This is a genomic window from Neobacillus sp. NPDC097160, from assembly GCF_044762155.1.
GTDB lineage: Bacteria > Bacillota > Bacilli > Bacillales > Cytobacillaceae > Neobacillus.
In genome coordinates this window covers 301385-315307 of sequence record NZ_JBIWDU010000001.1, presented here as the reverse complement: position 1 = coordinate 315307, position 13923 = coordinate 301385, and the positions used below count along the sequence as shown (strand labels likewise).

The 13923-nt window shown below is 42.1% G+C and carries 13 protein-coding genes; 1 reads left to right on the top strand and 12 read right to left on the bottom strand.

The genetic code is table 11. The features are described 5' to 3' along the window. Positions 1 to 287 precede the first annotated feature (287 nt). From ACIQXV_RS01335 to ACIQXV_RS01290, 10 genes are all read right to left on the bottom strand, one after another. On the bottom strand, positions 288 to 1415 hold the full coding sequence (locus ACIQXV_RS01335; protein ID WP_402954874.1) for a glycerate kinase: 1128 nt from the start codon (positions 1413 to 1415) through the stop codon (positions 288 to 290). A 296-nt stretch (positions 1416 to 1711) separates the two neighbouring features. Then, entirely contained in the window at positions 1712 to 2254 is a 543-nt protein-coding gene (locus ACIQXV_RS01330; RefSeq protein ID WP_402954871.1) for an NADPH-dependent FMN reductase, read from the bottom strand. Positions 2255 to 2393: 139 nt separating this feature from the next. After that, entirely contained in the window at positions 2394 to 3020 is a 627-nt protein-coding gene (locus ACIQXV_RS01325; RefSeq protein WP_402954868.1) for a metal-dependent hydrolase, read from the bottom strand. Positions 3021 to 3403: 383 nt separating this feature from the next. Next, positions 3404 to 4129 (bottom strand): restriction endonuclease, encoded by a 726-nt coding sequence (locus ACIQXV_RS01320; protein ID WP_402954866.1) that lies wholly within the window; start codon positions 4127 to 4129, stop codon positions 3404 to 3406. Positions 4130 to 4536: 407 nt separating this feature from the next. Continuing rightward, positions 4537 to 5178, bottom strand: a complete 642-nt coding sequence (locus tag ACIQXV_RS01315) for a hypothetical protein (RefSeq protein WP_402954863.1) — start codon at positions 5176 to 5178, stop codon at positions 4537 to 4539. Between the two features lie 15 nt (positions 5179 to 5193). Then, on the bottom strand, positions 5194 to 6447 hold the full coding sequence (locus ACIQXV_RS01310) for a TNT domain-containing protein (RefSeq protein ID WP_402954860.1): 1254 nt from the start codon (positions 6445 to 6447) through the stop codon (positions 5194 to 5196). A gap of 30 nt (positions 6448 to 6477) precedes the next feature. Continuing rightward, on the bottom strand, positions 6478 to 7251 hold the full coding sequence (locus tag ACIQXV_RS01305) for an enhanced serine sensitivity protein SseB C-terminal domain-containing protein (RefSeq protein WP_402954857.1): 774 nt from the start codon (positions 7249 to 7251) through the stop codon (positions 6478 to 6480). Positions 7252 to 7495: 244 nt separating this feature from the next. Beyond that, positions 7496 to 8128, bottom strand: a complete 633-nt coding sequence (locus ACIQXV_RS01300; RefSeq protein ID WP_402954854.1) for an FMN-dependent NADH-azoreductase — start codon at positions 8126 to 8128, stop codon at positions 7496 to 7498. 283 nt (positions 8129 to 8411) lie between these two features. Further along, positions 8412 to 9782, bottom strand: coding sequence for a hypothetical protein (locus tag ACIQXV_RS01295; protein ID WP_402954851.1), 1371 nt, complete (start codon positions 9780 to 9782; stop codon positions 8412 to 8414). A 39-nt stretch (positions 9783 to 9821) separates the two neighbouring features. Further along, positions 9822 to 10766 (bottom strand): hypothetical protein, encoded by a 945-nt coding sequence (locus ACIQXV_RS01290; protein ID WP_402954848.1) that lies wholly within the window; start codon positions 10764 to 10766, stop codon positions 9822 to 9824. A gap of 185 nt (positions 10767 to 10951) precedes the next feature. Here ACIQXV_RS01290 and ACIQXV_RS01285 point away from each other — a divergent pair, with 185 nt between their 5' ends. Further along, the gene (locus tag ACIQXV_RS01285) at positions 10952 to 11101 is read left to right on the top strand and encodes a hypothetical protein (RefSeq protein ID WP_402954845.1); all 150 of its coding nucleotides are present in this window, start codon (positions 10952 to 10954) and stop codon (positions 11099 to 11101) included. Positions 11102 to 11242: 141 nt separating this feature from the next. Here ACIQXV_RS01285 and ACIQXV_RS01280 read toward each other — a convergent pair whose 3' ends face one another. Together ACIQXV_RS01280 and ACIQXV_RS01275 are read right to left on the bottom strand one after the other, a co-directional pair. Continuing rightward, entirely contained in the window at positions 11243 to 12826 is a 1584-nt protein-coding gene (locus tag ACIQXV_RS01280; RefSeq protein WP_402954842.1) for an ROK family protein, read from the bottom strand. Further along, positions 12826 to 13920 (bottom strand): S-methyl thiohydantoin desulfurase family protein, encoded by a 1095-nt coding sequence (locus tag ACIQXV_RS01275; protein ID WP_402954839.1) that lies wholly within the window; start codon positions 13918 to 13920, stop codon positions 12826 to 12828. The genes ACIQXV_RS01280 and ACIQXV_RS01275 overlap by 1 nt, the downstream gene beginning before the upstream one ends. Positions 13921 to 13923 lie beyond the last annotated feature (3 nt).

Here is a 13923-nt window from a genome sequence, read left to right as displayed (position 1 = left end):
GAAGTTAAGAAATTGCCATTTCAAAAAGTATTTATATAGAAGCATACGATCGCACATGTATATCCACTTTAACGCTCTTATCCTACATCACATATTACAAGATAACTATAGCATAGTTTTTGAACAAATGTTAAGTGCTTAATGAAAAAATGTAAAATTTAATTTTTTCCACTTTGCCTAAAATTGTCCTATTGTGGTTTTTGTTATTATTTTTGTGCAGCAAATATGAGGCAAATGAAAGACGCTGCCCGAAAAATCGGCAGCGCCATTCAATTATCATCCAAATTTCAATTTTTTAAAACACGGCAGATATTTTCTACAGCGAAAGCTAAATTAGTTTCTCCGGACTCCAGCGCTTCCTCTAATGAGGTAACCCCCTTTAAGATACCAACAATCGCAGTAAATCCATTGTCATATAATGACTCAACACCACTGCCAATTCTACCCGCAAACGCAATAACTGGAATCGAATATTTTTTAGCGATGGCAGCTACCCCGTATGGTGTCTTACCAAACAAGGTTTGGCCATCGATGCTGCCCTCTCCGGTAAAAACAAAGTCAGCACCCTGGACTCGCTCCTCAAAGCCGGTATACTCTATGACAAGGTCGACTCCTTTTTTCAGCTGTGCGTTTAGAAAGGCCATTAACCCTGCACCAAGTCCGCCTGCAGCTCCGGCACCATCCAAATGGGCAATATCCTGACCCAATTGCTGCTTAATTACCTTAGCAAAATGAGCTAAATTTTGATCGAGGAATTTCACAACCGCAGGCGTTGCGCCTTTTTGAGGACCAAATATGGCCGATGCTCCGTTTTCGCCAATTAACGGATTCGTTACATCACAAGCTACATCTATTTTAACCATTTTCATTCTTTCATCCAATCCGCTCAAATCAATCGAATGTAATTGATGTAAGGCTCCACCGCCAAACGGTAATTCATCACCGTTCCGATCCTTAAATGAAACACCAAGCGCTTGGAGCATGCCTGCCCCTCCATCATTGGTTGCACTGCCGCCAATTCCAATTAAAAAGCGACTCACACCTTTGTCTAACGCATGTTTGATTAATTGACCCGTACCGTATGTGGTGGTTCGTAATGGATTTCGGTCTTCAAGTTTAATTAGTTCTAAGCCACTTGCACTTGCCATTTCAATGACAACTGTTTTCCCCGCATCTAATAGACCATATTCCGCCATTACTGTTTCCCCTAATGGTCCGAGCACTTCTGTTTGGATTATCTCTCCGTTCGCCATACTAACTAGAGATTCTACCGTGCCTTCCCCACCGTCAGCCATTGGGACAATCACACATTCCGCATCGGGAAAAACTTTCTTTATTCCTTTTTCCATTGCAAGGGCAGCATTCTTCGCCGTCATACTTTCCTTAAATGAATCGGGCGCTATCACAAACTTCATAACAATCTGTCCTTTACATTTATTTAAAAAATAATAAGAAAAGCGCAAGCGCCCTGGTCAGGGGAGACAGGCATAAGACGAGCGGGCGAGAAGGATGCTCTTTAACCTTCTTGACTGATTGGCTTTTGACCCCGAGCCCCTAGGCGTTGCAGCTAGACAATTCTTAAAGTCTTATCTTTTTAATAAAAAGCTCCCTTCTTCTTTGGTTATGAAGAGGGGAGCTTTTCGTCTTTATTTTTGAGCAAGGTTCAAAATGGATCGTTTCGTATCCTTTTAAGGGTGCTCACATTGTTTGATTAGCTTATTTTGTTATACCAATTAATAAAGTTATCAACAACTAGATCGATAAATTTAATCGTCGGCTCATGGGTAAGGTTCCCTGTTTCATCCATTTTTTCATGAACGACTCCTACATATACTTCATTTCCAGGTAACAGTTGAGAGCCAATCCCTGGGCAAAACAAAATATCCCGTAAATGCTGTTGGGCACGTACTGTTCCGAGTGCGCCCATTGTCGCACCCATGATCCAAGATGGCTTACCAATCATGACTTTATCTACACGGGATAACCAATCCATAGCATTTTTTAATACACCTGGGATCGAATAATTATACTCTGGAGTTACCCAAAGAACAGCGTCTGCATTCGCCACTTTGCTTTTAAATTCCGTCACCACTTGAGGTGGATTTAATTCAGTATCCTGATCATAATGCGGAAGATCGCGGATGCTCAAAATTTCAATATCCATGTGCTCTTGATACCTTTTTTGCACGTACTCTGCAAGTTTTAGGTTATATGATTCCTTACGTATGCTTCCAACTATCGCTACAACTTTCATAATTCACTGCCTCCAATGATGGTGTAAATTGGTTAATATATCAGCTAATTTTACTGAAGGTAAAAATCGTTGTCAAAATAATTGCTTATTTAGCTTAGTTTCGCCAATTTCATACAAATTATGAGGCAGTAGCAGGCATCTAGATTTCCTTCGATGAAACAGGTAAAAACAATTTTATCCCCCGTTTATTAAATGGTAGGATTTTAAGATCTGCAATCAAATGACTGATGTATCCGGCAAGGCAGGTATAGAAAACACCTTCAATTCCGAGGGAAGCTTCTAATCTGGAAGCGATAATCCCGAAAAAAATAACACCCAAAATAGAATGGGTATAGCTGCGGTGCGATACAAAGGATGCGATTAAAATATAAATCCCAAGTAGAATCAACCATGATTCTTGTAGGGAGAATCCTCCTACTAGTACACCGACTCCTGTGATCGTTAACATATGTTTTTGCTTGATCTTCGACGCTACAACCATCATAGCCAATCCAATGCCGATTCCAATCCATTTCTCTGTAGTTCCGCCCTCAAAAATACTATAAAAGATCATCAGGGCCCCAATTAGCTGGGCAACTGTCCGAATTACTTTATGGGATATGGTGATTTTGCCCCGTAGACTCCCATCAATGTCCAGATCAGGGATTAACCCAGATACTCCTCCTATTCCGACTAATAAGAGCGTCGTAGATGGAGAGGTTTGAATCGTGTTGGCAACGACAAATCCTGTCGCCGCTCCAAATGCTGCATGTGCTGTACCATTCAATTGTATGTCCACCTCTAATGAAATTGTTGTGGCTATTTCACAAAACACCACACTTTATTTATTTTACACCAAAACATTTGTTCTGTTTAGTAATATTTTGAGGGTGAATCGATTACAATTTAAACCACCAGCAATATAAAAAGCTGAGGGTCTACGCGACCAAAACCCTTTTGAAATCATCAAAACGGTCGCTTATCAAGGGTCTACGCGACCGAATCCCTTTTAAAATCACCGAAACGGTCTCTTATCGAGGCTCTACGCGACCGAATCCCTTTTAAAATCACCGAAACGGTCTCTTATCGAGGCTCTACGCGACCGAATCCCTTTTAAAATCACCGAAACGGTCTCTTATCGAGATTCGTAGCCAGCACCCTACTGTCTATCTACCCCACATTCTTAGTATTTCGGCACTTTGGGAAATTGCTGCATCCCAAAAACTCACCTCTTTTTCCTGTCCTTAAAACCATTGGGCTTCCACATCTACTGCATGTAAAATCAGTCATACTTGATACAGATTGGATATTCTTTTCGGGATTTGGCTTCTCATCCGTAGAATTTAATACAAGGATCAAATCGATTAACACATCACGGTCAACCATAATAACGCTGCTTTTTCGAGCCAATTCTCTAGCTGCCTTCGTAAAATACCGGTTCGTTACGACCCATGCTTCATCCCCCGAATAATAAGATTTAGCACCCACAACCTCTTGAACAGCCTTTATCCCAACATCTTTTGAGTATCGCTTTGCTTGAACGACAAATTTCTTTCCTTCTTTCGTCATAACCAAATCGGCACCATAATCGCCACTTGCACTCGTCACTTCTACTGCATACCCTTTTGAAAGATAAAGTTCTTTTAAATAGTACTCAAATTGAATACCATCCATTGTGTCAATTTCTGCGATACCCGATTTCCTTAATCGTTCCTTGTACTTCTTTTTTTGAATGATGGCGATTGCAATTATTACGATCAATGCGATAATAACAAAAATGATGGTCATTGAAATACTGTGCGTAAGATAATAAGAAGCTCCTGCAATCAAAAAAAGGAAAACTTGAACCCCTTCCTCTAATTGCCTTTGCTGTTTCTTAGTCCTTTGTTTTCTCAAGGATATTCCCCCTAACATTAATAGATTTTGCTATTGAAACAGGATTTTGACTAATTTTAATGAAGTACATACTTTATCATCAAATAAACCAAATTTTTACAATCAGGATCAATAAACGGATGGAAAAAGAGTGAAATAAGGAAAATAAATTGCGAGGGTAATTTGAGGTATAAAATCACAATAAAACGTTATAATACTAATTTTCTACAAAAAAATCTGAAATCCTTCATAATCTCCTGGGAAATTTTTTATCCTTTTGACAAAAATTGCACAACTTCATTACTATTGCCGAAACCCTGGTATTCTGGAAACCAAAAAAACAGAGAGATTGCTCTCTCTACTTTTTTTGGTTTTTCACGTGTATATCTTGGCAGGCAGGAACCACCAGAACCGTCCCCTTGGTTCTCCTAAGCCGTTAGAAAAATCGCAAAATCCTCATCCGAAAAGGCTTCTTCAATCTGATGATTTTCTGCTAAGTTTTTGCACTTTTGATCCAATAATGCTAATAAATATACATAATCAAACATAGCGGAATAGGCATCCCAGTCTTCCAACTCAATTGTCTCAAATACTACTTGTTTATTGTTCCCGATATATTGAACCTTGCACTCGGTTGGACTTACTCTTTTCAAATGGATACTATGTGGCGCGACTTCCTCGTCAAAAAAACTAAATGATGTGTGAACAACTTGTAAAGAACTTAAAGCTTTTTGCAGAGCACTCATTGTAAAGCTTGGGGTGCCTATTTTTAAAGAAGTATTTTTTTCTTTAAATGTAAAAATATATTTTTGAAAATAGCTAGACTGTAAGGTCACGAGGAAGAAATAGTTGGCTGCCTCTGTTTCATCTCGGAAAGTATTTACTATCATTTCCCGTCCTTCACTGTTTCTTTCATATTGAATAAATAGGTATACCCACTGTTCATCTCTTTTTTCCAACTTATAGATATTTTCATCCTGAGCCACTGGAATGACATGGATCGATTGACCCGTTGCCTCCACTCGGATGCCTTCTTGTTCTAGTAAAACAGCAGCCTGTTTAATATTCATATTCCATCAAATCTCCTATTGTTTTTTAATAATATAGTTATTCTTCAATAAGTTCTCAACAGTTGCAGGAACTTCTTTCCCTGTTCGATCTCTGATCAAATAATCAGTAAATATTTGTTTCCCCATACCAGGTTCATCAAACCACGGAGCAATCGGACCTGCTTTTGCTTGAAATGGTTTTGCTACCTCATAGGCTTCATATGGCATATCCTTCATAAAAGGAGGCAATGCTCTACTTTCAAAGCTGTCTCCCTCAGGGGAAAAGTATCTTCCAGATCCATTATTACCAAATCGGTCAATCGATGAACCTCTTTCTACCGTAACAATATCATATTTTCCATTTAAAAACCCATCAATATTAGGATCGCCATTCGTGCCTGGATAAATGGTTTTTCCATTGGTTTGTTCAAAATAGCTTGGGTTATCGTAAACGGACTTATGTTCGTCGTATAGTTTTCCACCTGGAGGATAATCCCAGCCGCCAATTTTCAACCGATCTTCTACACCTATATTGTGTTCAGCATAATCCCAAAATTGATTATACTTTTTAGCATCTGCCTTACTCATGGAGTCAGCAAAAGTTCCAGCCTCCAGTTTAGCAGCTGCTGCTACTTCATCACCCGCTTTTACCGCTGTGGCTCCCTTGGTCAGTTTAACCGCCTTATCCACGCCTTTCGTCCCAACAACGGCAAGTGCCGCTTCCCCGAAGGCACGCCCAAACCAATGCGAGGCACTTTCAGCGTCCCCATTGACTACATCCTTATTCCAGGAATCTGTAATTGATTGCCAGATTGCCTTTCCTGTTTCAATCGGATGTTGAACGACATGGACAAGTCCCTTTACGGTTTGAATCGGATGCGTGACCACATTCCAGAGTCCTTCTACTGTGGAAACAAGCGTATCAACCAGTCCGGCGCCGAAGCCTGTGATCACTTCCCCAACTGTATTCAACTCGTCGCCAAGCTTTTCCCAGAATGATTTCCCCCCAGGAACAGTGAAGGAAGCCGCTTTGCGATCAGCCTTCTCGTATTGATCCATGGAGTTGTCAATAAACTGGTGAACGGCCTTTACTTTCCGTTCCAGCTCCCGGAGCGACTTGGCCGATTGGCCCAAACGAGAATCGATCCCTTTCCGCTGAGCAATGCGGTAGTCAATTTCCGATTTAAGAGAAGTCAAGCGGGCCGCTGCTTCCACTAACTCCGAGGATACAGACTTAATACTATTGTTGGTGGATTGAATTTCATTTCCGTTAACATAAATCTTCGTCAATCAAAAGACCCTCCTTTCTGATTGGTTTCTCTAGTGAAACAGTTTTTTTAACTCAACAATTGAGGATCGCACATAAAACGGCTCTATGTTTTGTACAATCGAACCGGTTAGCGGCAAGGCTTCATCGAGTATGGCAATTTCCAGCTTCGACTGTATGTCCGTTTTTTGCCGAACGGCTTCTACTACTTGTAAAAATAATACCCGGGATGATTCAGTGTCTTGTGGTTCAACATCAAGTCCTACTAGCATACAAGGCGTTTCTCCCGTTGCAGGATTGTAAAGATTCGTCAGATAGGCGCTTTTAATAGGAGGAAATGTTTGTAAACACGCAGACAGTAGCTCGATTGTGGTGTCAGGCACCTTGGTCACTTGTTCAGCCAGGTACCGCTCTTTTTCTTTTTGGGGAAATTGTTCAAAAAAGTAGGCAAGAATTTGCCCATCGCGAAGCGTTTCAAGCTCCTCCGGAATTAGCTTCTTGCTTACGCCAAAGCCTGGATTCACCACCATTGAAGCCTCAGGCTCCACCCATTGCAAAAGATCCCTTGCATCTATTTTCACATAGGGTTGGTGAGCTGGAAAAATCGAATGAAATTTAGCCAAACTTGAATAGACTGGAAGAACCAGTTCATTGTCTATCTCCAGATATTTCAAATAAACAGTAGATTGCTCCGTTGACACCGTTCCAAGGACCACCACTTCCAGTTCTAAGAAAGCCTGGTAAAAATCCAGTCTTCGATTGGCATCCTTTATCGCTGCAGACAGGATACGATCAAAAGGATCTCTTGACACCTTTTTTCCTCTCACTGCTCTAAACCTCCACATACTAAACTGTTACTATCGTAACACACCTCAAGGCACCCATTTAAGGTAAATTTATACTATTTTCATAGTAAAAAAGTAAGACCCATCTATCCTACTTTTTTACTACTTTACCTGCGCCCCTTTAATACGACGAAAAAAAGCTCTCTTCTTCCCGAGACGAGAAGAAAAGAGCTTTCATAATAATTTTGATTAGCACAATCTAAGCTAGGCGGGGATTGTCTCCGATTTACGCTATTACTGCTGAAAAACGTTTTGCTACTTCGGCCACTTTTGCTAAGCCTTCTGCAATAATCGTTTGCGCTTTGTCTGGAGCTGCGTTATGGCCTTCGATAATGACTTCATCCACGATTTCCATACCGAATACGCCGCCAAATACATTTTTCATATAAGTTGCAGCCATTTCCATTGGTGCAGTCTCTGGAGTTGAGTAAATGCCGCCGCGTGCACTTAAAATTACGGCTTTTTTATCAGTCATCAGGCTGACTAATTGGCCATTTTCGTCATATTTAAATGCGAAACCAGCTGCATATACATAGTCGATGAATGTTTGTAATTTAGCAGGGATTGTTAAGTTCCATAATGGGAAAGCAAATACAACAAGGTCAGCTGCTGTCAGTGCATCCATTGCCTTTTGTTTTGCCGCTAAAATTCGTTGTTCAACGTCTGTCATTTCTTCGCCTGATTGCATTTTGCCAAAAGCGTTGAATAAATCTTGACCAAAGTAAGGCATATCTTCTGCAAAGACATCGTAAGTTGTTACGTTAACACCTTCTAAGTTCTCCATGAAAGTTTCATACATTCTACTAGAAACAGCTTCTGAAGCTGGACGGTTATTTGCTTTTACTACTAGTATGTTCATTATATAAATAGTCTCCTTTAATTATCTTAGTTGTAAGTATCTCGGATTCATAATATATGATTTTAAAAATCGAGTCAACCAAAACACACTGGTAACAGTGGAAACTATTCCCCTGTCTTAAGAAAAGCGGAAAGAGCCTGTAGCTGGACAATTCTCAAAGTCGAAATTTATACTTTCTCATTTCATTAAATAAGACAGAGAGATTTCTCTCTCTGTCCCAAATACGCGATGTAACACGGTTAACCTTAGATAAGCGGGCGTTTGATCCCCTCAAAATAGAAAACTACTCTATTGTTGCAGCTTTTACAGTCGTATCTTCAGCAACTACTTCGTCTGTTGTTTCTTCATCCGTTACAACGACCTCAGTTTCTACAGCTACTGCCTGTACAGCCGAATTTGCTGCAGCGTGTGCCTTTGCCTGAGCGCTTGCTTTTACGCTAGCTTGAGCATTTGCTTTGTTTGCTGCAGATGGGTTTACTTTTTCAACCTCAACTGCATCGTCTGCCTTAACTGCTGCTTCTTCTGTTTCAGCTACAGCTTCGCTTGCTTCTGTAGTTTCATCAGATACTACTTCAGTTGACTCTTCGGCAACGACTTCTGCTGCATCCACTTCATCTGCTTCAGTTAATACAGTTGCAGACTCATCTGTTACCTCTTCAGCGACAACTTCAGTAGCTTCTTCAGCTTGATCTTGTTCGCCTGTAACAACTGCTGCATCATTTTCAGATACTACTTCAGTTGCATCTTCGGTTGACTTTTCTTCAGACACTACATCTTCAGAAACTTCACCACTAGCTAGTACAGCTGAGTTTGCTGCAGCGTGCGCTTTAGCATTGTCACTTGCATGTTCGAACGCTTGAGATTTTACTTTATTAGCAGCCGAAGGATTTACCTTAGCTTCTTTGTCTGAGTCTGTATCTTCGTCCGTCGACTCACTGTCTTCATCATCTTTAGTATTCACTACAGCGTTATGGTCAGCAACAACTTTCTTTGAATCAGAATCACGGTCAGCATCTTCTTTATCTTCAGTTTTCACTGCTGAATCAGAATCAACGTCTGTCGTTTTTTCATCTTCTTTAACTGCCGCTTCAGCTTCAGCTTCAGCTTTGACTGCATCATCGGAATCAACTTCCGTTGAGGTAGAACCTGGTTCAGTACTTTGATTTTCAGTTGTTTCGTCCGATTTATCCTCAACAACCGCTTCTACTTCAGGTTCTTGAACAGGAGTTGCCTCCGTTACAGTCTCATCCACTGCAGGTTCTTGAATCGGAGCTTCTTGAACAGGAGCTTCTTCCGTTACTGCCTTTTCTTCTTTTCCAATCTTGCCCAGAACGGCTGAGTTTGGATTAGCATGCATTTTTGCCGTTTCGCTGGCATGCACACTCGCTTGAGATTTGGCTGCTTGTCCAGCTTTAGGCTGTTCCTTAGCTGCAGGTGCCGCTGGTTGTGCAGGGGCTACAGGTTTTGAAGCAGGTACATTTTGAGCCTTTACCGCATTTTCTGCTTTTACATGAACGGGGTGCTCTGGTTTTGCCTTATCCGGACCAGCAGCTTCTGTAAAATGTCCTCCTGCAAAAATGCCAAAAGATAGCGCACCAGTAAGTACAATAGATTTAACAATTTTATTTGTGTTTAAATAAGGTTTCATATTCATATTCATATTCGCTCCTTTTATTTTCGTGTTCCGTGGCGATTAGCTGCGGTTAACGGTTTTAAAAAAAGGAGCTTCTTGCGGCGGTGGTGAAGGTGGAGCATTCACCCATTGTGAATTCATTAAGGCATAGCAAGAAAGATATGGTTGGACAAGCTTCATTTCATAATCCTTATTCCATACAAACCACTTATCTATCAAGCTAATGGTGCTTACCCCCGTGCTGACTCGATCATTTGATTGGCCGCCTGAACTGTCTGACCGTTGAGGTGGGTTTATGGCCTGATCGACCTTGGGAATCTCTTCCTTACTGACAGGAACATTGTCCTTTTCTAAAGGCACTGGCTGCTGGAATTCGAAACGCTCAAACGGTTTTGGGTTTGGGTTTAGGTTTGATAGGTCTGAACCCTCCCCTTGCGGTTCGAATTTAGGAACCAATCTCGTCGATTCGCTTTTATCATTTACAGTAATATCAGCGCTATGCACGGCAACATCATGAGTAGTTAGCTTATTCTTTTCTAACTCTCTTTCGATTTCCTGGCCAGCTGCTTGTTTTTCTTGGCCGGGGGCTTCAACGGTTTTCTCCGTCTTGTTTAAACCGTATCCGTTCCCTTTTGCCTGATCCGGTAAAGCTTTCGGCGCTGCAGTAGCAGGTTTTTGGGAAGCTGCTTGTTTAGGTGCACCATTGGAAGCCTGCTGATTTTTCCTAGCGGGTTCAGGTACCGTCACAGGTTTTCCAGTGGTCATCGCATTCTCGTTTTTTGGCGGAACATTAGCCCCTTTAGCTGCATCCTTTGCATTCATCAGAACTTTAACCTGTTTAGCCGGGGTCTCAGTTTTTTCGGAAGGATTATTCGCTTGCACCATTTCCTTGTGGGAATTTGGCTGTCCATTATGCTCATTCTTCTCGGCGAAGGCATTGCCTGGTAAAAATAGGGCTGCTCCAACCATAAGAGCTGGTAGTAGAAAATGGCGGAAGTGCAACATCTCACCCCCTTTCATCTTTTCGTCACTTTCACGAACATATTTCGAGCAAATGAAATGATTTTTGACCGTTTACTCCACCAACTGCAAAAAACGATTCTTTTCTCCTATAACCTTGCAGTATTTGACATAAAAAGAGAATGAATGAATATAGATAATATCACTCATTTAAAAAAAGATAGGGTGGTATGGAAATGGAATTAGAAGAAGTGCTATACGATGGTAAGCTTTACACTGTAATTTATAAGTATACTTCCGGCTATTGGGAAATTCGCGAGAAGACCAACAAATTTCATGTGGAGTTAGTCCATGAGTCGGAAGTACAAAAGGCATCATAAAAACTGTTACCTCTTTATGTAATGATTTTCCACAGACTTAACCAAAACTAGCCTCATAAATAAATCCAAACGCCCCGGAAGGTAAGACATAATTCCGGGGCGTTTCTTTAAGTTTCTTTTTTAATAATGGTCACACTTACCTTAAATTGCTGCAACAGGTTGGTCTTCCTGAGCTAAATCACCAGCTGCCTTCACACGGATTCTAGTTGCATTTCCTGGCAGGTAGGCAAGCGGAACGTCTTCGACATCGACAATGACAAGTGTTTCTGGATCCGCACCGGCTTGAATGGCTTCGGACATTGCTTGAGATTTCGCTGCCTCCAAGGCGTTGTCTCTTCCAATCTCATCTAACACATAAATCTTTTCAACCTGCCCGCTGACTTGTGAAATAGCAGATCCTATCGCGTTTGCCACACCGGAATGCTCGGGACGAATCACTTCAGATGCTCCATTTAGATGTTCTGGGAGTAACACGCTGCCGCCACCGACAAGGATGACTGGGACAGGTCCCGCACTTGTTTTCATTTTATCAATCGCATCTTCTACTAATTCAACGATTTTCGCATAAATTCTACCCAATAATTCTTTATCAAGATGTGTGACTTTCTCCGCATCGCCAAGGTCCACTTTCCCAAGGGCCACAGCCACATCCGTTGTCGTCAACGTATCTCCTCCGAAAATCAAGCTCTTTTCAGGAAGGCGGTAGCCGACACTATCTGGTCCAATCGTAAATTCCCCATTTTCCTGGATGCGGACAATTGTACCGCCGCCAAGTCCAATTGAAACGAGGTCAGGCATCCGGAAATTGGTCCGTGCACCGCCAATTTCAACCGCCAAAGAAGATTCCCGCGGAAAGGATTGAACTAGCACACCAACATCGGATGTCGTACCGCCGACATCGACGACAATCGCATCTGATAGATTACTTAAATAAGAGGCACCACGCAATGAATTGGTCGGGCCGCATGCGACTGTGAAAATAGGGTATTTCACCGCATAGTCAACCGACATTAACGTACCATCATTTTGACCAAAAAAGACTTTCGCATCAACGCCTTCATTTTTCAAGGCATTGATAAAGCCATCCGCTGCTGCTTTCGCCACATTGACCACGGAAGCGTTTAAAATCGTCGCATTTTCCCGTTCCAGCAAACCGACTGAACCAATTTCCGAAGATAAGGAAATTGCAACCTCATCCCCTAATACTTCATTAAAAATCTCACCTGCCCGCTTTTCATGTGATTTGGAAACTGGTGAGAAGACAGATGTAATGGCAACGGAATCCACTGAACCTTTAATTTCCTCTGCAATTTGGTACAAATGGTCTTCATCTAATGAAACAATCTCACGGCCATCAAATTCATGGCCGCCACGAACAAGATAGACATGTTTTCCTAATGCATCGCGAAGGTCATCCGGTACACCAATCAGCGGCTTTACCGCCAATGTAGCCGGGGCACCAATCCGAACCGCGGCAATGTTGTTCAACCTTTTTCTTTCGACAATCGCATTTGTACAGTGCGTTGTTCCAAGCATCGCAAACTTGATTTGCTCTCGGGGCACATTGGCATCGTTAATAATTTTGTGCATTGCGTTAAAAATACCTGTCGCTACATCCTCTGTTGTCGCCGACTTTGTTTCTGAAACTACCTGATTGTTCTCATCTAATAGCACGGCATCCGTATGGGTGCCGCCCACATCAATTCCTATACGATAAAATCCCATTACAATGTCACTCCTTTTTTCACAAGCTCTTCTACCGGAACATAGTCAACATCATAGCCGAAATACCTCGGCCCAACAGTGGCAATTCCTTTTTCTGTCCGCCATTTCGGATTACATGGAATACCGATCACGACACTTCTGGCACCGTAGCGGATTCCCTCAGTCGTAATTGGAAGACCTGTTTCTGCATCAAGCACGGCAATTAAATCCGGTGTCACGCAAAGAACTCGGGTATCTGTCTGGGCAAGCAGATGTTCATTTTGGAAGCGAAGCTTTAATGTTTCACCTTTATAGGCATTCAACCCTTCGAAGGTTGCCACCCCGCGGGCAAAGCCTGTTTCCGTTTTGCGGTTGATATCACTGACTTTTCCTTGGAATAATTCAAATCCGCCCGTTATTTTCAAAACTTCCTGAATGGGATTCACATTGTTTTCTTTCGCCAATCTGATCGTTTTTCCGATTTCTTCTTCCAGCTTCAAAATATTCGGGATGCCGCTCTCCTTCAAATTCTTAGCGGTCATTGAATACATGGCCACCATTGTCGAGCCGCCCATTTGAACGGTAGCAGCGCGGGCAATTCGTTCCGTCCACACATTATCAATTGTTGATAACAAAGCGGTGTTCCCTTTTTCATCAGCAAAAACCCCTGGTGTTGCTGAAATGCCATCTAAATAAAAGGTCACCATTTGTAATTCTGGGAAGGCTCTTCCCATGCCATCCGCATCAATGACAGGCAGACCTAATCGTGCCGCAAGGGCAAACGGCAGCATTGAGTTGACTCCGCCCGCTTCAATTGGGAAAGTTGCATAGATCTTTTTCCCTAAATATTTTTCAAGGATTTGAAAGGCTTCAATCGCTTCCTCCCCGCTTGGCGGCTTCTCAAGCATAACCGTCGGCGCCCCCATCATCGAGGAAGGAACAACAAGCGCATCCTCTGGAACTTCATCAACATCCAAAAGTGTCACTTCGCCATATTCTTCAATCGCCTGAAGGGCCATCAGTTTTCCAATGTGAGGGTCACCCCCGCCGCCTGTTCCAAGCAGGGCTGCCCCAACTGCCATATCTTCAATTTCCTGTTTTCCTATTTTTCTCATAAT